Origin of the sequence: Marinobacterium sp. xm-m-383 (assembly GCF_013283255.1) — a bacterium.
Classification (GTDB): Bacteria; Pseudomonadota; Gammaproteobacteria; order Pseudomonadales; family Balneatricaceae; genus Marinobacterium_E.
Map to the genome: position 1 here is coordinate 1 of NZ_WBYT01000001.1, position 25757 is coordinate 25757.

Below are 25757 nucleotides of genomic sequence, written 5' to 3' on the forward strand. Positions count from 1 at the left end.
GTGTGGGGTTTCCCCATGTGAGAGTAGGTCATTGCCAGGCACCTAACATAGAAAAAGGGTCATCCGTTCGGATGGCCCTTTTTTTATGTTTGGAGCAAGGAGACTTCTGAGCGAATGCCCATGTGACAACCCATGCCCCAACGGGGCGGGGTTGAGGCGCTGCAAGCGTCGCGAAGCGATGACGAGCAACGCTCGGCACCTATTGTAGGTCATTGAGAGCTTCGTAAAGGATCTCTGCCAAATCCATCGCGGCCTTTGCAAGACCGCTCCAACGGTTTTAATAAAGATCTCTGCCAACGTCAACAGCGGATGACAGGCTGAAGGCCAGTCACCGGCACTCCGTTAGATAAATCCGGCACCAGTCCATAATCATTGATACACCGCTTCGCGGTGATCGCGGTCTGCCGCTACGCGGCAGTTCGCTCCTACAGTCGGACTTCGTAAAAGATCTCTGCCAACGTCAATAGCGGATGACAGGCTGAAGGCCAGTCACCCTAGCTTCGTAGCGAGTTAAGCACACCAGTGACTGGCTTTAGCCTGTCACCTGCTCTCTAATTACGCGCCCAACCTTCACGGCCTTCGCAAGACCGCTCCAACAGCTAACTACTACCCTTCAATCTGCGAACAGTGATCCCTCTGCTCTACTTCCGGTGTGAATATCACATAATCAGCTATCGCTTCATCCTGATAGCTGTCTGGTATGATTTCAAAGGGGTCTCTGCTGTCACCAACGGATAGCATCATGATCGATAAGCTATTCAGCTCATTATGAAAGGGGACGCCGGCATCTTTTCTGACATGCATGTTGCCTGCAATGTATAGATCGACTTTATCGGTGCTGTTCTCTTTAAGTACTCTACCCATCTGTCGATCACGGGCTATTTGAACTCTTAACATATTGCCCAGTTGTGATTTGGGTAGCTTGCCGCAGTGGCTTTCATAGAGTATGTCGAGCATAAAGTTTTTGTAGTGTTCGTTAGGATGATCTATTGATTCATCCATGTAGGCTTGCATCTGTTGTTGTCGAGTTAGGTCTGTGCTGAGTACTCTGTTTGCTTTCGTTAAAGCTAAGTTCACGGGTGATTCATACCACTCCCAAGGCCAGCCTTTTTGCCAGTTGAGTTGTTCTGGATTCGACGGCTCCCCTAATGCGCTGTCTAGTGCACTCTGTTGATCTGTATTCGCCATTTCAAAGGCAACATTACCGAGTATCTTCTTTTGGGACAGTAGCTCTAGTATCTCTGTTTGAAGTTCGTGATGAATATCCGTTTCATGATTTTCACCCAACAATATCCAATCTATCTCACTCATTTGATCCAGTAATTGCTGTTGAGTTATGAAACGCTGGTTTGCGTTATCCCATATTTTTCCAACAATGGGATTATTACTTTTTATATCAGTTTGCCACTCAGCTGCTGATACGGCTGATATGCCAAATAGAATTGAAATAGAAACAGCTTTTAACAGGTTCATCTTGTCCGTGTCTTTTTGTTGATACTCGTTTTCACTCTACGCATTTGATCCTATCTTGGTGCTTTTCAGATGCAAGCGCGTGTCTATGGTGGCATACTCGTAAACAACTGTTTTTGTAAATGCTAACCCGTCTGGGAACACTATTTGTGGAAAATCTGATCGATGAAGGGGTCGAAACCCTTCCTTTAAAGACCTTTACAGAGAAAGCCTACTTAGATTACTCAATGTACGTCATTCTTGACCGTGCATTGCCTCATCTAGGCGATGGTATGAAGCCAGTACAACGCCGTATTGTTTATGCAATGTCTGAGCTTGGACTAAAGGCGAGCGCCAAATTTAAAAAGTCAGCACGTACGGTAGGTGACGTTTTAGGTAAGTTTCATCCGCACGGTGATTCGGCCTGTTATGAGGCTATGGTGCTTATGGCACAGCCTTTCAGTTATCGCTATCCACTTGTAGATGGTCAAGGCAACTGGGGTTCTGCTGACGACCCTAAATCTTTCGCAGCAATGCGATACACTGAAGCGCGACTCTCTAAATATGCCGAGGTGTTGTTAAAAGAGTTAGGTCAAGGAACGGTTGAATGGGTACCTAACTTTGATGGCACGATGGATGAGCCTGAGGTTCTGCCAGCGCGTCTACCTAACGTACTCTTGAATGGTTCTACGGGTATCGCCGTTGGTATGGCGACTGATATTCTTCCCCATAACCTTCGCGAAGTCGCTCGGGCTTGTACTTATCTGCTCGACAATCCTGATGCCAGTGTTGCGCGTCTTTGTCAGAAAGTAAAAGGCCCTGATTTCCCAACCGCTGCTGAGATCATTACACCGACGGCTGATCTTAAAAAGATCTATGAGACCGGTCGTGGTTCTGTAAAAGCACGTGCTATTTATGAAATTGAGGATGGTGACGTTGTCATTACGGCTCTTCCATATCAGGTATCTGGTGCTAAGGTGCTTGAGCAGATTGCAGCTCAAATGCAGCAGAAAAAATTGCCAATGGTTAGCGATTTGCGTGATGAGTCAGACCATGAGAATCCGACTCGGTTCGTGATTGTGCCACGCTCAAATCGTATCGATATTGAGCAGTTGATGGCTCACCTGTTTGCAACCACCGATCTAGAGCGAAGCTACCGAGTTAACTTCAACATGATCGGCATTGACGGCCGTCCACAGGTTAAAGATCTTCGTCAGATCTTAACGGAGTGGCTTACTTGGCGTACCCAGGTTGTTCGACGCCGTCTCGAATTCCGTTTGCAGAAAGTATTAGATCGACTGCATATCCTCGATGGTTTGATCATTGCTTATCTTAATATCGATGAAGTGATCGCAATCATCCGCAACGAGGATGAGCCTAAAACGGTTATGATGGAGCGCTTCGGTCTAACGGATGTCCAAGCTAACGCCATCCTCGATCTCAAACTTCGTCATTTGGCGAAACTGGAAGAGTTTCAGATCCGTGCAGAGCAGTCTGAGTTAGATGAAGAGCGTAAAAAACTTGAATCTATTCTTGGTTCTGATGAGTTGATGCGTAATCTCATTAAAGAGGAGATTGAACAGGCTGCTGAAGAGTTTGGCGATGATCGCCGCTCTCCTCTGGTTGAGCGTGAAGAGTCTCAAGCGTTCAGTGATAAAGATCTGCTTACCTCTGATCCTGTTACCGTCGTCCTCTCTAAACAGGGGTGGATCCGTGCTGCTAAAGGGCATGACATTGATCCGGCTACTCTGAATTACAAAGCGAGTGATGGTTATAAACTCTCGATTGCTGGACGCATGAACCAGCCGACGATCCTGCTAGACAGTATGGGGCGCAGTTATACATTAGAGACTCATAACCTGCCTTCAGCTCGGGGGCAAGGCGAGCCTGTTACCGGTAGCATTAGTCTGCAAAAGGGTGCTTCGATAGAGGCACTAACCGCGGGTAAAGAGAGTGATAAGGTTCTTCTCTCTTCAGATGCTGGTTATGGCTTTGTCACGTCGATAGGTGATATGACCAGTAAGACGAAAAACGGTAAAGCGGTACTGACGCTACCCAAAGGGGCCAATATCGTAGCGCCTGATTCCATTTCTGATAGCGAAAATGGTTTGATCGCTGCCGTAACTTCTGAAGGGCGTCTACTGGTGTTCCCAGTCTCTGAGCTGCCTGTATTGGGACGAGGTAAAGGTAATAAGATCATTAACATCCCGTCGGCAAGGGCTCAAGCTCGTGAAGAGTTGATGGTTGCTGTGGCTGTTCTTAATGAAGATCAGGAACTTCTGGTTCATGCGGGTAAGCAGTACCTAAAAATGACCAAAGCCGATCTAGAACACTACCGTGGAGAGCGCGGTCGTCGAGGCAATAAACTGCCAAGGGGCTATCAGCGAGTGAGCCATCTATCGGTAGAGTAATGACTACCTAAATATCAAAAGGGAGCCACTGGCTCCCTTTTTTGTTGAATCAATAATGTGCGGTTTATGCAGATTACTGTGCGGCCTGCTGTGCCAGTTTTGCCAGAAGATAACGCCCCTGTTTTTCTAACAGATCTTGATAGCTTTTACTCAACGATAGGATCAGCACCTTGTCCTCATCTTCGCGTTTGATCTCAGCGGTTGATAGAACACCGCTTTTTAGATCGGGTGCCTCTGAGAGTGCTGTATGGCTAATCAATCGATCTGTTTTGGTTGAGCGAGTTAAGAAGCGGGCTTCGTCGGCCATTCTATCCTGACGACCCTGTTGACCTCTTACAATTGCGGTGTGGACGTTCAGTATCGGCTCCTGCTGATCTGAACGACTTCTATTGTACGAACGGGCAAGTTGGGCAAATAGCATGGCTGCACAAGCCGCATTAACGCCATGCTCGTCATCCTCGCTGGCATTATCAAACTGAATCAGTATGTCTTCGCCAAGTGCGGAGACCTCGCCTTCGTAAATATTGGCAACGGAGTTCGCCAGTGTTCGGTAAGTGCGTTTGATCTGTAACTGCTCTTCATTGGAGATCAGCGCCGAGTGGGGGCTGGTAAAGTCGATCAGGACAACGTAGGCCGCTTCACTGGCTGGTGTTAACAGATCAAGCTCCTGTTCAATGGTGTATAGATCGAGCTGTTCTTCATTGATGATAGGCAGTTTGCGCGCCAGTTTCTTCACGGGCTCTTGGCGCTCTGGCGTTGTATCAAACATCAACGTTTCAAAGCTGGGCTCTTCACGCTCTTGTTCGGGCTCTTTTGATAGAGGCTTGAAGGGCGGTACGCTCGGTTCGCGTCTCTCTGGTTTTAGAAGTTCAACCAGATCGATCTCATCCTTATCGGTCTCATCTATCTGCATTTTGACGATTGGCGGTTCAATGTTGGTAGGTTCATTGGTCTCTACCATCGTCTCATTTTCGCTAGGTTCCCAAGGCGGAATGTCTGCCTCATCAGTGTTTGGCTCGTGAACTTCTTCAAAGTTAGGTTCGCTAGGCTCATCTGAAGTGCTGTTTTCAACAATCGGGTCATCGTACGCGGATCCGAAATTGCCTATGTCATCGTAATCTACTTCGGTGTCCACTTCAGTCTCAATAGTCGATTCAATCTCTGTCTCCGCCTCGGATCCAAGGTGGTTATCTAGGGAGTTGAACTCAGTGTCCTGTTCTTGATAGTCTAGCTCTGGTTCTTGTTCGATTAGCGCTTCTGCCTCAACACCGTCTTCATAAACCTCTTCATCGCTGTCGTCGATTGTTTCCTGAGCTTCCGTTGAGTCTGTGATTTGATCGTCAAAATGTTGCTCAATTTGTTCAATATAAGCCACTTCCTCTTCAAGAAGTTTGCTCTGCCGGCGATAGATAAACAGTGATAACAGAAAAGCGATAATAGCGCCGCTGCTGATTAGTCCCGTCTGGTAATTGAGTTGTTGCTGAACGGGAGTTGGGTCGATCCAGACCTCTAATTGAGCAATGGTTTCGTTATTAGGTGCGATAGATTTTGCTGTGTGGACACCCTCTTGCTTGCCAGCCGCGGCTAACCGCATGGTCTGGCTATCGGTGATTTGAATGCCTGCTACGAAGGGGTCGTCTGCAATCTGGTTAGTGACAAAGTTAAGGCTGACCAAATCCTTAGAGAGAATCAGAGGGGCAACCAGCATGGAGGCGCTGTTACTCCAAATTTTGGCCTGTTTTAGTGCTTCGTTTTCTGCGGCATTTTTGGCCAACAGATAGGAGCCAACCAAGGTCGAAGAGAAGAGCAAAACCAGAGCGATGGCTGCAGCAAAGGCAGGGCGTTGGTACCAACGTAGGTAACCTTTGTATTGTTCGCCGTCTTGTTCAAGCATGCCTTTGTTTCCAGTACACAAAATAAGAGTTTCATAATACCAGTCTGTCTTCGACCGATCGACCAGTTGGTTCCTAAAATTTGTAACTATTTCATAGGCATTAAAAGCAATTTTTGCTGGCGTAATTTCTTGTTATTGGTGGGTTCTTGATCGCTGTCACGCTATACTAGAATTCTCAATAAATTGATCGGTAAAGACCTGATGAATGTAGCGGATTACATGCAGACGCTTGGTGCGAATGCGCGCGAAGCTTCACGTGTCGTAGCACGTGCTAATACAGAACAGAAAAACAGTGCATTGCTTGCAATGGCTGAACTTATTGATGCCGATCGCGATGCGATCACTCAAGCTAACCAGAAAGACCTTGAGGCTGGAAAGGCTCGTGGGCTTGATGATGCGATGCTGGATCGTCTAGCGCTAACTCCAGAGCGTATCGATGGCATGATCGAGGGTCTTCGTCAGGTTGCCGCTCTACCAGACCCTGTCGGTGATGTATCCGACATGCGTTTTCTGCCATCCGGAATTCAGCTAGGTAAGATGCGTGTTCCTCTAGGCGTAATAGGCATCATCTATGAGTCACGCCCGAATGTCACAATGGAAGCCGCCAGTCTCTGTCTAAAGTCGGGTAACGCTACGATTCTTCGCGGTGGTTCTGAGGCAATTCACTCTAATCAGGCGATTGCTAAATCGATTATGGCGGGCCTAAAACAGGCTGGTTTGCCTGAAACGGCTGTCCAGGTGGTGGAAACCACGGATCGTGAAGCCGTTGGTCAGTTGATTACTATGCCAGAGTTTGTGGATGTTATCGTGCCTCGTGGCGGTAAGGGGTTGATCGAGCGTATCACGAACGATGCGCGCGTGCCTGTTATTAAACACCTCGACGGTATTTGTCATGTCTATATTGATGCAGAGGCTGATCTAGCTAAGGCTGTCAATATTGCCATCAATGCCAAGACTCATCGCTACGGTACCTGTAACACCATGGAGACACTGCTGGTTCATGAATCGGTTGCTGATGAGGTTCTTAGAGAGCTAGCTGAAGCCTACGCTGAGGCGGGTGTAGAACTTCGTGGATGTGACAAGACATGTGCCATTATTCAAGCTAATGGAGCGACTGAAGAGGATTGGGCGACGGAGTACTTGGCACCGATACTCTCAATCAAAATTGTTGAGGGTATTGATCGTGCAATTGAGCACATCAATCACTACGGCTCTCACCATACCGACGCGATCATTACTGAAAACTACACGCTGTCGCGTCAATTTTTGCGTGAGGTCGACTCCAGCTCTGTCATGATCAACGCCTCTACTCGATTTGCCGATGGCTTTGAATACGGCCTAGGTGCTGAAATCGGTATATCTACGGATAAGATTCACGCTCGTGGGCCGGTCGGTCTAGAGGGGCTGACGTCTCAGAAATACATTGTTTACGGAGAAGGGCAGGTTCGTAAGTAATGCAGAAACCTCCTCTGGTTCTTTTTGGTGGTACCTTTGATCCTATTCACTATGGACATCTCAGAACTGCGCTAGAACTTCAGGAGGTGCTCAATGTGCCTCACATTAATCTGGTCCCAACCGGTGAGCCAGTCCATAAAGCATCAACCGGCGGCTCTGCCGTGCAGCGGTTTGAGATGGTTCGGCTAGCGGTAGAATCGGAGCCTGCACTGGTTGCTGATGATTGTGAATTGATCAGTGATGAGCCTTGCTACACCATCAACACGTTGATGAAAAAACGTGCCGAAGTGGGTGAGGATTTGCCCATAATAATGGTGATGGGGATGGACTCTCTGCTGGGCATTAAGAGTTGGTCCCATTGGCAGCAGTTAACGGATTTCGGTCACTTGTTGATCGTTGCTCGACCCGGTTATGAACCTGAGTTTGATTCAGAGCTTCAGTGCTTTATTGATCAGCATAGGGTTGAGGATTTAGAAGCGTTAAGCCTTCGTCCTTCAGGTCATTTGGCGATGCATCAGTTGACTCCGATGAATGTCTCTGCGACTCAGGTTAGAAAGATTATTAAGCGGGGCTCAAACCCCAGATTTTTAATTCCAGACAGCGTTTGGAATTTTATTAGAAATGAGCGTCTCTATGACGCCAATGAAAGGTAATTTAATTTACATGCAAGATGATCAATTGATCGCCCTAGTGCAAGATGCGCTTGAGGGAATGAAAGCAAAAGATATCAACCTAATCGATGTTCGTGGCCGCTCCACCGTCACTGACTACATGATGGTTGCAAGTGGTACATCTAAGCGTCAAGTAGCAGCCGCTGCTCAAGAGGTGATCGACAAGGTGAAAGAGCAGGGTCTTTTGCCTATGGGTATTGAAGGTCAAACGGTTGGTGACTGGGTATTGGTCGATCTTGGTAGCATCATTGTGCACGTGATGATGCCAGATGCTCGTGATTTCTATGACATTGAACGCCTCTGGTCAGTAGGCGACGCCTAAGCCTTATGCGCATACGATTGCTTGCAGTCGGCACTAAGATGCCAAAATGGGTCACGGACGGCTACCAAGAGTACTGCAAGCGTCTTCCCTCTGATTTTCAGCTAGAACTGGTTGAATTACAGCCTGGCCATCGTGGCAAAGGGGCTGATATCCAACGGGCTATGCGCTCTGAAGGTGACGCCATGTTGGCGGCCATCCCAAAAGGGGATCGAGTGATCGCTCTCTGTGTTGATGGCAAGAACTGGTCGACAGAAAAGCTTGCAGAACAGGCTGAAAACTGGCGGATGGAAGGAAATAATATAACGCTTTTGGTGGGTGGTCCCGATGGTCTTGATCCAAGATGCATCGCCGCTGCCGATCAAAAGTGGTCGCTATCAGCGCTGACTTTACCGCACCCGCTGGTTCGCATTATTCTTGCTGAGCAGATATATCGAGCTTGGACCTTACTTCAAGGTCATCCCTACCATAAGTGAGTTAGATGGATCAGAGACGATTTAACGACTACCAGAAAGAGAATCGGTTCTTTGTTAACCGAGCAGTCGTCGCGTTTCTTTTCGTTTTAGTGCTGATGGCCATTCTGGTCAGTCGAATCTACTTCTTGCAGGTCGTTGAGCACGATCGATTCTCTCTGTTATCAGAAAACAATCGCATTAAACTTCAGCCAGTCGCCCCCAGACGAGGTCTTATCTACGATCGTAATGGCGAACTGTTGGCAGAAAACCGCCCTAGCTTCAGTTTGACGCTCCTTAAAGAGGAGGTCGATGATGTGGATTCGCTATTAGAGGATGTCGCCTCTCTAGTAGAGCTCTCTGCGGCAGAGGTAGAAGGCTTTAAAAAGCGCCTTAAGCACCGTCGTCGTCCACACTCCACCGTTCCTCTCAAATCTCGCTTAACCGAAGAGGAGATCGCTAAGCTCTCAGTGAACTTCTATCGTCTACCGGGGCTACAGATTGAAGCTGATCTTGTTCGTTACTATCCTCACCCTGATTCACTGGTGCATGCCATTGGTTATGTTGGGCGTGTTAATGAGCGTGAACTCAAAACCTTAGACCCTAATAACTATGCTGCAACACACTATATTGGCAAACTTGGGGTTGAGAAATATTACGAGCCGCTACTGCATGGACAGGTCGGTTTGCAGCGTGTTGAAACCAATGTGCGCGGCCGAGTCATGCGTGTTTTGGAGCAAGAGGACCCAACCCCAGGTTTGGATATCCAGTTAAGTCTCGATTTAAAGCTGCAGCAGTTTACAGCGAAACTGTTGGAGGGTAAGCGAGCTGCGGTTGTAGCGATTGAACCCCAAACCGGTGAAATCTTGTCATTGGTGAGCAACCCCTCTTACGACCCCAATGAGTTTGTAACAGGTATATCGTTCGACAACTACAATGCGCTTCGCGATGATAAAGACCAGCCTCTTTATAATCGGGCCATCCGTGGAGCCTACCCACCGGGATCAACGCTAAAGCCCTTCACAGCGCTTGCCTCAGTTGATTCTAAATCGGTACCGATTGATCACAAAGTTTGGGATCCAGGTTTCTATCAACTCTCTGAAAATGGTCGGAAATGGCGAGATTGGAAGAAATCTGGTCACGGTCGAGTCGATCTGAATCACGCATTGGCTGAGTCTTGTGATGTCTGGTTTTATGATACGGCTTCTAAAACATCGATTGATGTTTACAGTGACTATTTAGGGCGTTTCGGTTTTGGACAGGTCACCAGTCTGGATCTGCCTGAAGCGGGCCGAGCTATTCTCCCATCCAATGAGTGGAAGAAGCGTCGCGAGAAACAGCCTTGGTACCCCGGTGATTCACTCAATCTAAGTATTGGGCAGGGTTATATGATAGCTACGCCACTGCAGCTCGCGACCGCCACTGCAGTGTTAGCCAATCGAGGTAAGTGGGTGCGTCCACAGATGATCAAGAGCTTCATCGCTGAAAATGAGCTAACGGCGGAACAGACAGAGATTATCCAACAGCTACAACAGAAGCCGACACTACCCGATGTTGAACTCAATCACCCCGAGTACTTTGAAAAGGTAATTGAGGGTATGGTGAATGTGGTGAATGCTCCCTACGGTACGGCTCGAAAAGCCGGTGCGGGAGCGCCTTATACCATGGCAGGAAAAACAGGTACGGCCCAAGTGGTCGGCATTGCTCAAGATGCTGAATATGACTCAGAGGCTCTGCTAGAACGTCAGCGAGACCACGCACTCTTTGTTGCCTTTGCACCGGCTGATGATCCTAAAATTGCAGTGGCGGTAGTCGTCGAGAACGGCGAGGGTGGTTCTAGAGCTGCAGCACCGGTCGCGCGTGAAGTGATTGATGCTTGGTTACTGGGCGATTACACCAGTGAGTTGGGAGATGATTAATGTCTAAAGATTTCCACCGCTCCGTCTCGCCAGATCAGTCAGGACTTCGCAAGCAGCGCTCGTTGTGGAGTTACACTCACCTAGATTTACCCTTGCTTCTACTATTGCTGGCGCTCTGTATAGCAGGGCTGGTCATTCTTTACAGTGCATCAGGGCAAGACTGGGCCTATGTTGAGCGTCAGGCCATCCGCATGGCTGCAGGATTTGCCGCGTTGATTTTTCTCGCGCAAGTCCCTCCAAGGGTGATTATGAGGGTAGGGCCCTGGCTCTACCTACTAGGAGTGGCCTTGTTGGTTGGCGTTATCTTGTTTGGGGTCGGTGCTAAAGGGGCTCAACGTTGGTTGGCGCTGCCCGGTTTTCGTTTTCAGCCTTCAGAGTTAATGAAACTGGTACTACCTATTGTGGTGGCGGGTTACATCGCTCGCTACACACTGCCACCCAACTTCAAAGCGATCATAGTGAGTTTGATCTTAATTGCGATCCCATTTGCACTGATTATGAAGCAACCGGACCTTGGTACCTCGCTGCTGATCGGTGCCTCTGGTGTATTTATTTTGCTCTTTTCGGGAATCTACTGGCGCTGGATCTTTCTGAGTGCTGGGATTGTAGCGGCTTCACTGCCTGGGCTCTGGATGATCATGAAGGATTATCAGAAACAGAGGGTGCTGACATTTTTAGATCCAGAGAGCGACCCTCTTGGCTCGGGCTGGAACATCATACAGTCTAAAACGGCGATCGGTTCGGGTGGCCTCTCAGGTAAAGGCTTCTTGAGTGGTACTCAGTCTCAACTGGACTTTCTTCCTGAATCTCATACAGACTTTATCATTGCAGTAATCGGCGAAGAGCTGGGAATGAAAGGGGTATTGGTGCTACTCGCTCTATACCTTTTAATTGTAGGTCGTGGCTTAATGATCGCTGTTAAGGCACCTGACAGTTTTTCCCGTATGCTAGCTGCAAGTATCACGCTGACATTCTTTGTCTATGTCTTTGTCAACATCGGCATGGTCAGTGGTATTCTGCCGGTCGTAGGGGTCCCTCTACCAATGGTGAGCTATGGTGGTACCTCTATCGTGACGTTGATGATAGGTTTCGGAATTCTGATGTCGATTCATACCCATAAATCGATGTTGCGACGCTAGAATAATAAGATGACTGCTTGGAGATAAGCATGCTTAAACGTTTTAAAACGATGGTGTTAGCGGGTTGTTTAGCGGTATCAACAGCCTCTTTTGCTGGTTATGAGGCCCATCCACGAGCTCAGATATTGATTGATGATCTGAAGGCTGACGGTTTCGAAGAGAGTTACATTCGTGATGTGTTAGGTCGAGCAAAGTATCAGCAGAGCATTATTGATGCGATCAGCCGTCCAGCAGAGCGCCGCCTAAATTGGGGCGAGTACCGAGCGATTTTTATTGAGCAGCGTCGTATCAACCAAGCCATTCAGTTCTGGAAAGAGCACAAAGAGACCCTGTTAAGGGCTGAAGAAGTTTATGGCGTTCCGCCTGAGATAGTTTTAGCGATCATGGGTGTGGAGACACGCTTTGGGCGTATCACTGGCAATTATCGAGTTTTGGATGCGCTGTCGACCTTGGGTTTTGACTACCCTAAACGTGCCGACTTCTTCCTAGGGCAGTTGGGTGACTACTTTCGCTTAGCACGCCAAGAGGGTGTTGAACCCGGTGTTTTGAAAGGCTCTTACGCTGGCGCCATGGGTTATGGTCAATTCATTCCTTCAAGCTTCTTAGCTTATGCCGTCGATTTTGACGGCGATCAACAGCGCGATATTTGGGGTAACCCTGTTGATGCGATTGGTAGTGTGGCGAACTACTTTGCTCGTCATGGCTGGCGTGCGGGTGAGCCTATTGTCAGTGACGTCCTTTTGAACGGCAGTGTTGATTCAGAGTGGTTTAACAAGGGCCTTAAACCAGAGCTTACACTGGGTGAGTGGCGTCGACGTGGAGTGATTGCCAAGAGCGAGGTTGCAGACGATCAACTAGCAACACTGATGCGTATGAGCAGCGATCAAGGCGATCAATATCTTCTCGGGCTGCATAACTTCTATGTCATCACTCGCTACAATCACAGTCGTCTCTATGCCAATGCGGTTCGTGAACTTAGCGAAGCCATTCGTCTTGAGATCAACAAGGGTTAACTGGTGACAAGGTTCACGCTGAAAGCAATCGTAGCTCTATTCGCCCTGGCTCTGGTGGGTTGTAGTTCCACGCCTACCTACGATCGTGAAACGGCAGGCGGTCGATATAAAGTTCGCAAAGACTTTGCTCCTGATAATCCACCGGATGTTTCCAATGTGGCCGATGCTATTCCTGTCGATATACCTTATAGTCGTGGGGGCAATCGTTCGACCTACGAGGTCTGGGGTAAAAGCTATAATGTGCTCCCTTCGCACATTGGTTACAGAGCAGAGGGTATCGCCTCTTGGTACGGCCTGAAGTTTCATGGTCACAAAACCTCTAACGGTGAGATCTACGACATCTACAAGATGTCTGCTGCACATAAGAGCCTGCCCATTCCCAGCTTCGCAAAAGTGACTAATCTGGATAACGGTAAGTCGGTTGTTGTGCGCGTTAACGATCGCGGCCCCTTCCATGAAAATCGTTTGATCGATCTAAGTTACTCAGCTGCGGCGCGTTTGGAAATTTTGAAGCAGGGTACCGGTCGAGTTAGGGTCGAGGCCATTGATGCTCGAAATCTTGCTGATACCACTGAAACAGTAGAGAAAACGCCTCAACCTGTTGCGTCTCTTCAACAGCCAAAACCTGACGAGACCGGTGCATTCCTGCAAGTAGGATCCTTTGGTAAAGAGAGTTCGGCACTATCGGTTCAACGTCGACTCTCAGCGATGGATGGCGTCCAAGCTGTCATCAAGAGAGTTCGCCAGGGTGATGCAGAGTTTCATCGAGTGCTCGTTGGACCGCTGACTGACACACTATCGATTGACTCAATGGTGCAAAGTTTGGAGTCGATGGGCTATTCATCGCCATTGCTGATAAAATCCCCCTAAACTGTTTTAACCTATTTAAAAGTTGTAAAGATGCACTCAAAGATTCGTTCCCTAGTTCTACTGTTTGTCGCGGTTGCGACGGTTCAAATTCAGGCAGCCGTTCTGCCTCCACCACCTCAATTAGCGGCAACAGCTTATGTCTTAATGGATGCCTCGACGGGTGACATTATTGCTGAGTCAGGTGCAGATGGTCAGTTTGCACCAGCGAGTTTGACTAAAATGATGACCAGCTACATTGTTGAGCACGAAGTGTCTGAGGGTAACATCAGCTTTAACGACCTGGTGCCAATCAGCGTTAAAGCTTGGAAAACGGAAGGGTCACGTATGTTTGTTCGTGAAGGGACCCAAGTTCGTTTAGAGGATCTGCTTCGTGGAGTCATTATCCAGTCAGGGAATGATGCGTCGGTTGCTTTGGCTGAGTATGTGGCCGGGAGTGAAGAGGCCTTTGCTGATTTGATGAACCAGCATGCTGAGCGTTTGGGTCTAACCAATACCCACTTTAAAAATGCGACCGGTTTACCTGCTGAGGGTCACTACTCTTCACCACGAGATCTAGCGTTGATTGGTCGTGCGTTGATTCAGGACTTCCCTGAACAGTACGCTATCTACAAAGAGAAGTACTTTACCTACAACGATATCAAACAGCCTAACCGTAACCGTCTGTTGTGGCGCGATCCAACGGTCGATGGTATCAAGACGGGTCATACGGAAGAGGCGGGATACTGCCTGGTATCGTCAGCCGTGCGTGATGATATGCGTCTGATCTCTGTGGTTCTAGGAACGACGTCTGATCAAGCTCGTGCCCAAGAGAGTCAAAAGCTGTTGGCTTACGGTTTTCGTTTCTTCAGAAATTACCCTCTCTACAAAGCGGGACAAGAGCTCAACAAGCCAAAAGTCTGGAAGGGTGTAACCGATTCAGTTTCTCTCGGCTTGGGTGGTGATCTGTCGTTAACTATTCCTCGCGGCAGTGAGAATCAGTTAGCCGCGACCTTAGACCTTCCAGAGGTTATTGAAGCACCTTTGGCAGCGGGTGAAGTGGTAGGTCATCTTTTAGTCACACTAGAGGGTGAAGAGGTTGCTCGTGAGCCCTTGCTTGCGCTTCAGTCTGTTGAAGAGGCAGGCTTCGTGAAAGCGATCTGGCACAGCATTGTTCTATTTTTCCAAGGGTTGTTCGGTTAGTCACTGATTGAGCCACCTTTCGTTCACTTTAGAGGTACCTATGAGCGAACCTACACCTCCTAAAATTGAGTTTCCTTGTCCTGACTACAAAATCATGGTGGTCGGTGACAGTGCACCGGACTATAGAGATTTCGTGGTTAATACCATGAAACTTTACGACCCGGATTTGGATGAGTCTAAAGTTGAGATCAATGCTAGTAGTAAAGGACGCTTTACCTCAGTTCGTGTATTGATCACTGCAACCAGTGAAGAGCAGTTGGCGCAGATTCATACCGATCTGAAGGCGTCAGGTCGTGTCAAAATGGTGCTTTAGTGGTATCTGATCTACCTCTAAACGTTCGCTATTTAGGGCGTCAGCCTTATCTAGAAGCCTTTGATAGGATGCAGGCTTTTACTAATGAGCGGACAGCAGACACAGCGGATGAGCTCTGGGTGTTAGAGCATGAGCCTGTTTTTACCCAGGGGCAGGCAGGTAAAGCGGAGCATTTGTTGGGCACCGGTGATATACCTGTCGTCCAAGTCGATCGAGGGGGTCAGGTTACCTACCACGGGCCGGGTCAACTGGTGATCTATCTACTGCTTGATTTAAAACGTAATAAGTTGGGTGTTAGAGATCTGGTCACACTGATGGAGGATTCGGTTGTCTCTCTGTTAGCGGATTATCGAGTCATAGCCGCCGCAAAACCAGATGCGCCGGGTGTTTATGTCGATGGAGACAAGATCTGTTCACTGGGACTGCGCGTACGCAAGAGTCGTAGCTTTCACGGTTTAGCGCTCAATATCGATATGGATCTTGAGCCTTTCTTACGAATTAATCCCTGTGGCTATGCAGGGCTTCAGATGACACAGTTATCAAGGTTTGATCCTTCTGCGACTAAAGTAGAAAAGGTTGGGTCTGAACTAGTACAATATCTGGCAAACGCAATTGGCTACGCAGAGTGGCACACTATTCATGGATGGGATAGCGAATGAGTGAAGAGACAATCAAACCTAAGGGTGTAGCGGAGCAGGGAGTTAAGCTGCGTGGCGCTGAAAAGTTAGCACGTATTCCGGTTAAGGTAATACCGACTGAAAAAGAGGATATGCCACGTAAGCCTGATTGGCTTCGTGTCCGCATGGGCTCTAATGCTGAAGTTAAGCGCATCAAAGATACCCTGCGTAAGCATAAACTTGCGTCGGTCTGTGAAGAGGCGAGCTGCCCAAACCTAGGTGAGTGTTTTACTCATGGTACAGCGACCTTCATGATCATGGGCGATATCTGTACTCGCCGTTGTCCGTTCTGTGACGTTGCACATGGCCGTCCTAATGCCTTATCGCCAGACGAGCCTATTGAGTTAGCCACAGCGATTGCGGATATGCGTCTTCGTTACGTGGTCATTACCTCTGTAGACCGAGACGACCTACGTGACGGTGGCGCACAGCACTTTGCTGACTGTATTCGTGAAACCCGTGAACGTCTGCCCTCTATTCAAATAGAGACCCTGGTGCCTGACTTTCGTGGCCGCATGGATATCGCATTGGAGATCCTTAAAGATACTCCGCCCGATGTCTTTAACCACAACCTAGAAACAGTGCCTCGTCTCTACAAACAGGTTCGCCCAGGGGCTGATTATGCTTGGTCATTGGAGCTTCTAAAACGCTACAAAGTACTGCGTCCAGAAGTGCGTACCAAGTCTGGTTTGATGGTCGGCGTCGGCGAAACGAACGAAGAGATTGTTGAGGTGATGAAGGATCTTCGTGCACATGACGTCAACATGATTACGATTGGGCAGTACCTACAGCCAAGCCGTGATCACCTTCCGGTTGATCGATTTGTCACACCTGATGAGTTTGCAGAGTTTGAGGCGTTGGCAAAAGAGATGGGCTTTAGTCATGTTGCCAGTGGACCATTGGTCCGCTCATCTTACCATGCTGACCTACAAGCCAAAGGTGAAAAGGTAGGCTAATTAATCCTACTGAGTGCTGGCGATGAGTGTCTTTGCTTGTGCCAGCATCACCTCTTTAATACTTTCATAGATGCTATTCTCCAGCATCTCTTCACGCGCCCAAAGATAGATATTTCTCGGTTGAGATAGCTCTCGTTTGAACTCTATCCGCTTAAACTCTTCAGAATCTTTAAATACCTGCATCGGCACGTTGGGCAATACCGCCAGATGCTTCCCTTGACGAAGAGTCTCTAACAGAAGATACCCCTCATTACGAAAGACAATCTGAGTACGTATTTTTGCTAGACCAGACTCTTTAAGCAGTTCCATCACCTCACGTTCAAAAGGTGACCCGTGGCCAAGACTTAACCAATTCGCTGCCGCTAAATCCTCAATCGTTAAATCCGATTTGTCGGCTAAAGGGTGGTTTTTACTGCAGTAGATGGCGATTTCATCATTAAAGAGGAGCTGTCGGTCACAGCCAGGTATCATTTTGTCAGACGCAGAGGGTGCAATCGCAATATCCAGTTGATTATCGATTAGATGATCAATGACAGCCGTTGGGCGAGAGACTTCAATCGTCAATGAGGCCTTAGGGTGCCGCTCTAACAGTGAGTTCATGGCGTCTGGCATGATGGTTGCCGACAGTAGTGGACCAATGCCAATGCGAATCTCTTTGTCCAAACCAATTCTGTAACGCGATGCATGAAATCGTGCCGCCTCCATGCTTCGATTGATCGTTCGACCCTCACGAGCCAAGGCGACACCAACGGGAGTTCCTTTAACGCCGTATCGACTTCGGCTGAACAGCTGTGTTCCAGCCTGCATCTCCAGTGTCGCCATGGTGCGAGTCAGGGTTGGCTGAGTCAGTGCTAAATGTTTAGCGGCTTCTGTCAAAGAGCCCTTCTCAAGGACCACCGATAGATAATAGAGGTGTTTTGGATCCATACGTTTTTTTTAATTTGGCTATTTAAAAAATGCATTTTACACATTTATAAGCAATCTACTAGACTGGCTAAGTTCTAAAAATAATAACCCTTGGAGTTAAATGATGTTCAAGAACGCACTTCGTAAAACTGTCCTTGCGACTACATTAGGCCTCGCGTCAGTTACTGCACAAGCAGCAGATATCAGTATGGAAGCAGCAACTGCTCAGTCTGTTGTCGGTCTAATGCCTCAGACTATGGCCTCTTACCTTGCTGATAAGGATGTCAATGTTCAGCTAGCGATGGGTCAGACACTGACTAAGTCACTACTAAAAGTAGCTACGGGCAAACTAGATTCAGCCGTTATTCCACCAGGCGCTTTTAAAGCCTTAACAGTAGGTAAAGGCCCTTACAAGAAGATGGGCGCTGAGAAAGGCGCTGAAATGGCTAAAACTGTGCGTGCACTCTACGGCTTCCCTGGCAGTACTTACCACGCGATCACTTGGGCTGATAACGGCATCAACGAGTGGAAGGATGCAGCCGGCAAACGCGTATACATCGGTCCACCAGCGGGTGCTGCTAACGCTCAGATCACCTCTCTTGCAGCAGCGGGTGGCCTAGCTAAAGATGCATACGAGGGCATCAAAGCACCTTGGGGTGCTGCAGCTCAGGCTTTCCAGGATGGCCAGTTTGACGTTTACGTAGGTTCTTTCCCAGTAGGCTCGCAGGTTGTTGCTGAGCTAAGCCTTAAGCGTCCAATTCGGATCCTAGGAATTCCTGAAGGTACACAGCCTAAAGCTGGATTGGGTATGGAAGCTTCTGTCGTTCCTGCGGGTACCTACCCAGATCAAGCTAATGAGACTGATTCAGGCGCATTCCTAACACTGATGTTTATCGGTGTGAACGAGAAGATGTCTGATGATCTTGCCTACACAATGACTAAGGTTTACATGGAGTCACGTGAGCAGATGGGTAAAGACAACCGTCTACTTAACCACCTAGTTAAGTACAGCCCATTTACAGGTGTAACTGCTCCACTTCACCCTGGTGCTATCAAGTACTACGAAGAGCAGGGTATTGAAGTTCCTGCAAACCTTAAGTAATTATTCAGTTACTCGTTACCTATAAAGCGGGGCAGCTTTGCCTCGCTTATTTAGAGTCTTAATTATGAATACTTCTCTCGCAGCTACTGTGCAAAAGTCGATCGCTTTTGTTTTGGGTATTGTGGTGGCCTTCTACGGCCTTGCAAATATCCTTCCAGCTATTGGTGATTTCCGTTTAGGGCCTTTCCCTATGCACTGGTTCCGACCTACCTTCTTCGCACTTTGTGTAGCGATGGTGTTGGTTGATCTGGCTGATTCAAGCAAGAAAACGCCATGGTGGGTTCTTCTTACAGGATTGGCAGCTACTGCTGGCCTCTTCTGGGGTAGCTTCGAGTTCTATTTCGTCGCGCGCGATATTGATGATGCAATGTTCCTATTTGGCTCATACGAGATGTGGGTCGCAGTTTGCTCGGCTGCAGGTGCTCTATTTTTCTGTTGGCGTATTTGGGGCATTCCGGTTGCAATCCTTGGGGTGATCGGAATTGCGTATATGTGGACAGGGCACCTTTGGCCGGGGCCTTTACGTACTGTTAACAGCGGTATCGAAGAGATGTTGGCGCAGAATCTACTCTTCTCGCTTGATACAGGCATTATGGGAAGTACCTTCTCAATCGTTATTACAACAGTATTCCCATTCATCATTCTAGGTGCCGTTTTAGAGGGCGTTGGTGCCGGTGAGTCGATGATTCGCATCGCATTCTACTGGATGCGTCGCACTGCGGGTGGCCCTGCCTATGCAGCGGTCATGTCATCGGGCCTGTTTGGTACCGTGTCGGGCAGTGCAGTAGCTAATGTTGTCGGCACCGGTGTCGTGACCATCCCAATGATCATGCGTCGTGGCTTCACGAAAAGTTTTGCTGGCGCTGTAGAGGCATCGGCTTCTTCTGGTGGTCAGATTATGCCACCTATCATGGGTGCCGCTGCACTGGTCATGGCGGACTTTGCAGGTGTTGGCTACCTGACGGTTATCGTAGCTGTATTAGTACCAGCTGTAGCTTATTACGTCAGTGTCTGCACGATGATCTACTTCGAGACTAAGCGTTTGGGAATTCAGCCTAACGAAGAGGATATTGCCAATACTCCAGTTCCAGAGAGACAGGACTACCTTAATCTTCTAATGATTTTTGGCCCGCTGCTTGTGATCGTTGTTCTACTGATTCGAGGTATGTCACCATCGGGCGCTTCGATTACCGCTCTAGCACTGCTATTCCCATTGAGTTTCATTAACCCTGAGATTCGTAAACAGCCTGCTCGTTTGATTAAGTGTCTGTCGGATGGTGGATCCACCTTCGCAGGCCTTTTAATGGCGATTGCGGCGGTCTCAATTGTTATCTCAGCGCTTTCAGCAACGGGTGTGCCGGTCAAATTTGGGGTACTTCTAAACTCAGTGGTGACCGATTCATTGATGATTTCGTTGATTGTTGCGGCAGTCGGGTGTGTGATCTTGGGTATGGGTATGCCAACGCTACCCGCTTATGTAACGGTAGCAACAATCGCGATTCCAGCGATGCAGATGCTCGGTTTGGACACGCTAAAGGCTCACATGTTTGTGTTCATGATCGCAGTGGGTTCAGCCATCACCCCACCCGTTGCAATAGCGGCCTATGCTGCAGCCACCATCTCAGGGGGTAAACCGATTAAGACATCCGTTGATGCCTCTCGAATCGGTATCATGATCTTCTTGATACCTTTCATGTTTGCTTACAACCCTATGATGTTGAGTGTCGATCAAGAGAATATTCAGTTCGCTTGGCTGCCTTGGGCCTGGTTGATGTTGAAACTGATTGTCAGCATTCCAGTTCTTTCAAGTGCACTGATCGGTTTTGATAAATCAAAACTGAATATCTTCGAAATTGCACTGCGCATCAACTGTGTCGTGTTGATGTTTGTTCCTGACGGTTACTGGGATCTAGTCGGTCTTGGTGGAGCGGTTCTTATCCTGCTTGCTCACCGTCGTATTCTTGGATTTAACAGCCTTATTAAGGAAGGTGGGGCACTATGACCAATATTATTTACATTGTTGCTGATGATCTGGGTTATGCAGATCTAGGCTGTTACGGTGGTCGTGAAGCACAGTTTGGCATGATCTCTCCAAACATCGATCGCTTGGCAGAAGAGGGTATGATCTTTACCGACGGTTATGCGAACTCCCCCGTCTGTTCACCCACACGATTTGCCTTAATGACTATGGCTTATCAGTACCGCTTGCGCGGTGCATTGGAAGAGCCAATCAACAGTCGATCAAAAGGTGACCCCCGTTTAGGCTTACCACCAGAAATCCCAACCTTGCCTTCACAGCTAAAAAAAGCGGGTTACAACACGGGTCTAATCGGCAAGTGGCACCTTGGCTACCCACCTCATTTCAGCCCACTCAAATCGGGCTATGATGAGTTCTATGGCATTATGGCGGGTGGTGTAGATTACTTTAGCCATGTCAGTGGTAAGGGTGACCATGACCTCTACATTGATGAAGAGGAGCACCATGAGCCGGGTTATTTGACGGATCTATTGTCAGAGCGTGCGGTTCAGTTTGTAAACCGTAAAGCTGATGATGCGAAAAACGGTAAACCTTTCTTCCTAAGTCTTCACTACACGGCGCCACACTGGCCTTGGGAGACGCGCGACGACGAAGAGGTCTCTAAAAACATCACCAATCTTTTCCATCTTGATGGCGGTAACATTCATACCTATCAACGTATGATTCACCACATGGATGAGGGGATCGGGAACATCATGGCTGCGCTTGAAGAGCAGGGCCTAACAGAGGATACCTTGATCGTCTTTACCAGCGACAACGGTGGTGAGCGTTTCTCCGATAACTGGCCTCTGGTCGGCGGTAAAATGGACCTAACAGAGGGCGGTATTCGTGTCCCTTGGGTGGTTCGTTGGCCTAAGGGCATTAAGGCTGGCCAGAAAACGACTCAGCACTGTATGACAATGGATTGGTCATACACTCTGATGAAGATCGGTGGCGGCGAAGCGGACCCAAGCTACGCAACGGACGGAGTAGATTTGACACCTGTTCTAACGGGTCAAGTTGAGAGCTTTGAACGTCCTCTCTTCTGGCGTATGAATCACCGTGATCAGCGTGCCTACCGTATGGGCGATTGGAAATACCTGAAAGTTGATGAGCATGAGTATCTATTCAATGTCGTCAACGATGCACGCGAACGTGCGAACCAAGCTAAGAACTATCCAGATAAACTGGCTGAGATGCGTCAAGTTTGGATGGATTGGAATGATACTATTCCAAGCATCCCTGACGATGCTTCTGTTAGTTTGGGTTATGGTCGAGCAGATATGCCGCAGCGATAAGCTGCGGTTTTTAATTTAGGACAATGTGATGGAACTCTCTCTCTTCAGTAGTCTGGATCCTTATGCAATTGTGGCAGGATTCTTCTTCTCGATGCTGATCTTTTTATCGGGTGTTGGCGCTGGCGTTCTGGTGGTTCCCTCCCTGATTGTTCTGTTTAATCTGGATCCAACATTGGCGGTTGCCAGTGGCTCATTCTTTGCCTTTTTAGCGAAGGTGTTGATGACAGTTGGTCATGCGAAGCAGGGTGGGGTTAACTGGACGGTTGGTCGAAAGTTTCTCTACCTATGCTTGCCGGTCACCATCCTCAGTGCCTTGAGCTTAACACTCGTTTCGGATCCAGAGATGAGAGTGACAGTGGATCGAGTGCTGATGCTACTCGTTCTTCTTGCTGGCCTGCTCTCTCTCGCTTCGATGTTTACTAAACGGATTAAAGAATATTTAAGCAGACTCAGCCTCTCTTGGCTCAGTGGTATCACTGGTTTTTTGATGGGTCTTACGGGTGTGGGTGGCGGAGTCCTAGTGGTTCCAGCACTCTCTTCATCTGGCGGGCTCTCTGTAAAATCTGCCGTAGCGACGTCGATTCCTGTTGGACTGATTCTATCACTGGCAGTCTCAATCACCTTTGGTAGCCGCGGTGTCATGGATTATGCACTGGTGGCCTCCTTGATGGTCGGCTGTGTGGTCTCTTTGCCGTTGGCCTCTAAGCTCTTTTCACGTTTTAGTGAAGAGTCGATTAAACGGATAACGGGACTCTTTATTGGTCTGGCCCTGATCGGTTTAGTTGAAGCCCTATTAGAATCTATGCACTTAATTTAGGGAATTCTAATTTAACTGACCTATCTCAATACCTTTCCTACCCACTTCTCTATTCTGCTTCTAACTTAATTTAGGAGCAGGCTATGAGTCATAACTACCCAGAATATCGCGATCACCTTAATGAATTTGCCGCTAAGCTGCCGAACGGTGCGCGAAAAGGCTTTGCTGCGTTGCATCAAGGCACCATGAAAGAGGGGGTGTTGGATGTTAAAACGAAAGAGCTTATTGCGCTGGGCATTGCAATTGCGATCCGTTGTGATGGCTGTATCGCCTACCATATGAATGCCGCGACCAACGCTGGTGTTACTCGAGAAGAGCTTGACGATATGATTGGGGTTGCTATGTTGATGGGCGGTGGACCTTCAATGGTCTATGGTGCACAAGCAATCGAGGCGTTCGAGCAGTATCAAGCTCAAAAGTAATTATGTACATTGCCTAAGAGGGTATTAAACCTCCTAGGCAATGCTATCAAAAACAGATAAGACTAACGCAACAGAAGGACGGGCGTCGGTGTTCGTCTTAGAAGTGAGGTAGTGGTACTGCCAACCAGCATCTGGCGGATACGCGAGTGTCCGTAAGCGCCCATTACCAGCAGCTCTGAACCCGTCTTAGACTCATGCTCCAGAATAACTTCTTCTGCTTCACCTGCCGCTAATGTGGCATTCACATTAAAGCCAGCCTCCACTAGGACCTTTTCAGCGATCTCCAACTCCTGTTTAAAGTCGAATGTCGCTGGCCCTACCATTAATAGCTCACAATCAGCCTCTTTTAACAGTGGGCTTTTGGCAACCATATCCAGAGCTTTACGAGCGGTTTTGCTACCATCGTAAGCGATCATAAAACGCTTGGGTTCAACCAGTGCTGTATCTGTAATCAGAATAGGGCGATGCAGTGCGCGAATGATCGGTTCGATATGAACCCCCATTGCATCCCCATGCGCGCCTTTGCCTAACACGAGCAGACGAGTATCTGACTGCTCCTCTTCAAGGGTCTGCTGCAGGTCGCCATGACGTTGTGAGGTTGAGGGTTCGAATGCGCGGTCTTGGTTGGCTCTCTCTAGAGCGGCATTCAACATGACACGACCCTGTTCACGGGCAATGCGACCACGCTGCTCATCAAGAGAGGCGAGCTCTTCTAGAAGAGACTCGCGGGCACCGAGCCCAATGGTGCCACTGAGTTGACTCTTCTCTTCCGTTGGGAATTCACGTTTATCTAGAACGTGCAGAAGCTTAAGAGGTGCTTGAAGAACTCGGCTCGCCCAAGCGGCCGTGTCACACACGGCTTCTGAGCGTTCACCGATGCCATCAATACAGGCTACAACTTGAGTCATAAATACTCCTTAGTGTCCCATCAGCTCATCGATCTGATCAGGTTTGTCGTGTACGGCGAATTTATCCACGATGGTCGCGCTCGCCTCGTTCAAACCAACGGTATCAACCGCAATCCCTTCACGACGGAATTTAAGAATCACCTTATCCAGTGCGCCGACGGCAGTTAAATCCCAGAAGTGTGCACGTGATAGATCAATGGTGACACGATCTGTGTCCTCTTTGAAATCAAACGCAGCGGTGAACTTATCACTTGAACTGAAGAATACCTGGCCGACAACACGATAGACACGATGGTTTTCGCCCTCGCCATCCTCTTTGCCAATGTAGAGGAATTGACCAATTTTGTTGGCAAAGAATAGGGCCGCTAACAGCACACCGGCAAAGACGCCAAAGGCTAGGTTGTGAGTCGCCACAACGACGGCGACCGTCGTCAACATGACGATGTTGGTCGACATTGGGTGTTTGCGTAGGTTAAAGATCGACTCCCAAGAGAAGGTTCCAATAGAGACCATGATCATCACGGCCACCAGTGCCGCCATAGGAATCTGCGAGACCCACTCATCTAGGAAAACAACGAGTATTAGCAGAACCACACCTGCGATCAGTGTTGATAGGCGTGTTCGACCACCTGATTTCACGTTGATCACTGACTGGCCGATCATCGCACAGCCTGCCATGCCACCAAACAGGCCAGCACCGATGTTGGCAAGGCCTTGGCCTTTGCACTCACGGTTTTTATCGCTTGACGTGTCAGTAAGATCATCAACGATGGTGGCGGTCATAAGAGACTCAAGAAGACCTACGACTGCAAGAGGTAGTGAGTAGGGAAGGATGATCCACAGTGTTTCTAGTGTCAGAGGCACATCTGGCCATAAGAAAATAGGAAGTGTGTCAGGCAGTTCACCCATATCGCCTACCGTACGAATATCCAGTCCCAGTGCCATTGAAACCGCGGTCAAAACAAGGATGCAGACAAGTGGTGATGGGATTTTAGTGGTTAGGTAGGGGAAGGTGTAGATAATCACCAAGCCTGCTGCTGTCATTGCATAGACGTGCCAAGTGACATCAATCAGCTCAGGTAACTGCGCCATAAAAATCAAGATCGCCAGAGCGTTTACAAACCCAGTCACTACCGAGCGTGATACAAAACGCATCAACGAGCCTAAGCGAAGATAACCGGCACCAATCTGAATAACACCTGTTAAGAGGGTTGCTGCCAGGAGGTATTCAAGGCCGTGCTCTTTCACCAAGGTGACCATCAGTAGGGCCATGGCCCCCGTGGCGGCCGAGATCATGCCCGGGCGTCCACCGGCAAATGCGGTGATGACAGCGATACAGAAAGAGGCGTATAGGCCGACTTTTGGGTCAACGCCTGCAATGATCGAGAAGGCGATCGCTTCTGGAATCAAAGCCAAAGCAACAACCAAACCAGAGAGGATGTCGCCACGTACGTTAGAGAACCAGTTGTAGTGTAGTGATGGGCTCATTGGGACCTTCAGGGTATTGAAAAACGAAAGTCCGCAATTTTATCAGCTTTCAAGCCGTTTGTCGGTGGTCGGCCGGTTTTGA

General features: G+C 48.6%; 23 protein-coding genes. 18 read left to right on the top strand and 5 right to left on the bottom strand.

What is annotated here, in order from left to right:
• Positions 1-606: 606 nt before the first annotated feature.
• Complete coding sequence (locus tag XMM383_RS00005; RefSeq protein ID WP_173483270.1) at positions 607-1473, bottom strand: ChaN family lipoprotein; 867 nt, start codon at positions 1471-1473, stop codon at positions 607-609.
• A 146-nt stretch (positions 1474-1619) separates the two neighbouring features.
• On the opposite strand from XMM383_RS00005, the gene parC reads away from it, so the two are divergent.
• Positions 1620-3860, top strand: coding sequence for a DNA topoisomerase IV subunit A (gene parC, locus XMM383_RS00010; RefSeq protein WP_371744221.1), 2241 nt, complete (start codon positions 1620-1622; stop codon positions 3858-3860).
• 73 nt (positions 3861-3933) lie between these two features.
• Here parC and XMM383_RS00015 read toward each other — a convergent pair whose 3' ends face one another.
• Entirely contained in the window at positions 3934-5754 is a 1821-nt protein-coding gene (locus tag XMM383_RS00015) for a hypothetical protein (RefSeq protein WP_173494301.1), read from the bottom strand.
• Positions 5755-5955: 201 nt separating this feature from the next.
• Between XMM383_RS00015 and XMM383_RS00020 the strand changes: the two genes are divergently transcribed.
• The 12 genes from XMM383_RS00020 (at position 5956) to lipA (ending at position 16717) form a co-directional block, all read left to right on the top strand.
• The gene (locus XMM383_RS00020; protein WP_173494302.1) at positions 5956-7209 is read left to right on the top strand and encodes a glutamate-5-semialdehyde dehydrogenase; all 1254 of its coding nucleotides are present in this window, start codon (positions 5956-5958) and stop codon (positions 7207-7209) included.
• A complete protein-coding gene (gene nadD, locus XMM383_RS00025) occupies positions 7209-7862 on the top strand; it encodes a nicotinate-nucleotide adenylyltransferase (protein WP_173483268.1) in 654 nt (217 codons plus the stop codon). The genes XMM383_RS00020 and nadD overlap by 1 nt, the downstream gene beginning before the upstream one ends.
• Before the next feature lie 10 nt (positions 7863-7872).
• A complete protein-coding gene (rsfS, locus tag XMM383_RS00030) occupies positions 7873-8202 on the top strand; it encodes a ribosome silencing factor (protein WP_173482044.1) in 330 nt (109 codons plus the stop codon).
• A gap of 5 nt (positions 8203-8207) precedes the next feature.
• Positions 8208-8675 carry a 23S rRNA (pseudouridine(1915)-N(3))-methyltransferase RlmH gene (rlmH, locus tag XMM383_RS00035; protein WP_173482032.1) on the top strand — a complete coding sequence of 156 codons (468 nt, stop codon included), beginning with the start codon at positions 8208-8210 and terminating at the stop codon, positions 8673-8675.
• A gap of 5 nt (positions 8676-8680) precedes the next feature.
• A complete protein-coding gene (gene mrdA / locus XMM383_RS00040; protein ID WP_173482031.1) occupies positions 8681-10570 on the top strand; it encodes a penicillin-binding protein 2 in 1890 nt (629 codons plus the stop codon).
• Positions 10570-11709 carry a rod shape-determining protein RodA gene (rodA, locus tag XMM383_RS00045; protein ID WP_173482030.1) on the top strand — a complete coding sequence of 380 codons (1140 nt, stop codon included), beginning with the start codon at positions 10570-10572 and terminating at the stop codon, positions 11707-11709. Before mrdA ends, rodA begins: the two co-directional genes overlap by 1 nt.
• Before the next feature lie 29 nt (positions 11710-11738).
• Positions 11739-12722 carry a lytic murein transglycosylase B gene (mltB, locus tag XMM383_RS00050; RefSeq protein ID WP_173494303.1) on the top strand — a complete coding sequence of 328 codons (984 nt, stop codon included), beginning with the start codon at positions 11739-11741 and terminating at the stop codon, positions 12720-12722.
• Positions 12723-12725: 3 nt separating this feature from the next.
• Positions 12726-13592: a septal ring lytic transglycosylase RlpA family protein gene (locus XMM383_RS00055; RefSeq protein ID WP_371743740.1), complete on the top strand. Its 867-nt coding sequence runs from the start codon at positions 12726-12728 to the stop codon at positions 13590-13592.
• Positions 13593-13622: 30 nt separating this feature from the next.
• On the top strand, positions 13623-14771 hold the full coding sequence (locus XMM383_RS00060; protein ID WP_173494304.1) for a D-alanyl-D-alanine carboxypeptidase family protein: 1149 nt from the start codon (positions 13623-13625) through the stop codon (positions 14769-14771).
• Between the two features lie 40 nt (positions 14772-14811).
• Positions 14812-15084, top strand: coding sequence for a YbeD family protein (locus XMM383_RS00065; RefSeq protein ID WP_173482027.1), 273 nt, complete (start codon positions 14812-14814; stop codon positions 15082-15084).
• Between the two features lie 68 nt (positions 15085-15152).
• On the top strand, positions 15153-15743 hold the full coding sequence (gene lipB, locus XMM383_RS00070; protein ID WP_254442908.1) for a lipoyl(octanoyl) transferase LipB: 591 nt from the start codon (positions 15153-15155) through the stop codon (positions 15741-15743).
• Positions 15740-16717 (top strand): lipoyl synthase, encoded by a 978-nt coding sequence (lipA, locus tag XMM383_RS00075; RefSeq protein ID WP_173482025.1) that lies wholly within the window; start codon positions 15740-15742, stop codon positions 16715-16717. The genes lipB and lipA overlap by 4 nt, the downstream gene beginning before the upstream one ends.
• Before the next feature lie 6 nt (positions 16718-16723).
• Here lipA and XMM383_RS00080 read toward each other — a convergent pair whose 3' ends face one another.
• Positions 16724-17644: a LysR family transcriptional regulator gene (locus XMM383_RS00080; protein ID WP_173494305.1), complete on the bottom strand. Its 921-nt coding sequence runs from the start codon at positions 17642-17644 to the stop codon at positions 16724-16726.
• A 100-nt stretch (positions 17645-17744) separates the two neighbouring features.
• Between XMM383_RS00080 and XMM383_RS00085 the strand changes: the two genes are divergently transcribed.
• The 5 genes from XMM383_RS00085 (at position 17745) to XMM383_RS00105 (ending at position 23279) form a co-directional block, all read left to right on the top strand.
• Complete coding sequence (locus XMM383_RS00085) at positions 17745-18725, top strand: TAXI family TRAP transporter solute-binding subunit (protein ID WP_254442903.1); 981 nt, start codon at positions 17745-17747, stop codon at positions 18723-18725.
• A 64-nt stretch (positions 18726-18789) separates the two neighbouring features.
• On the top strand, positions 18790-20727 hold the full coding sequence (locus tag XMM383_RS00090) for a TRAP transporter fused permease subunit (protein ID WP_173494306.1): 1938 nt from the start codon (positions 18790-18792) through the stop codon (positions 20725-20727).
• Positions 20724-22040 carry a sulfatase gene (locus tag XMM383_RS00095; protein ID WP_173482020.1) on the top strand — a complete coding sequence of 439 codons (1317 nt, stop codon included), beginning with the start codon at positions 20724-20726 and terminating at the stop codon, positions 22038-22040. Before XMM383_RS00090 ends, XMM383_RS00095 begins: the two co-directional genes overlap by 4 nt.
• Positions 22041-22068: 28 nt before the next feature.
• Positions 22069-22857: a sulfite exporter TauE/SafE family protein gene (locus XMM383_RS00100; RefSeq protein ID WP_173482019.1), complete on the top strand. Its 789-nt coding sequence runs from the start codon at positions 22069-22071 to the stop codon at positions 22855-22857.
• A gap of 83 nt (positions 22858-22940) precedes the next feature.
• Positions 22941-23279, top strand: a complete 339-nt coding sequence (locus XMM383_RS00105) for a carboxymuconolactone decarboxylase family protein (RefSeq protein WP_173482018.1) — start codon at positions 22941-22943, stop codon at positions 23277-23279.
• A 62-nt stretch (positions 23280-23341) separates the two neighbouring features.
• On the opposite strand, the gene XMM383_RS00110 is transcribed toward XMM383_RS00105, so the two are convergent.
• Both XMM383_RS00110 and XMM383_RS00115 read right to left on the bottom strand, forming a co-directional pair.
• Complete coding sequence (locus tag XMM383_RS00110) at positions 23342-24187, bottom strand: universal stress protein (RefSeq protein ID WP_173482017.1); 846 nt, start codon at positions 24185-24187, stop codon at positions 23342-23344.
• A 9-nt stretch (positions 24188-24196) separates the two neighbouring features.
• On the bottom strand, positions 24197-25675 hold the full coding sequence (locus XMM383_RS00115) for a SulP family inorganic anion transporter (RefSeq protein ID WP_173482016.1): 1479 nt from the start codon (positions 25673-25675) through the stop codon (positions 24197-24199).
• Positions 25676-25757 lie beyond the last annotated feature (82 nt).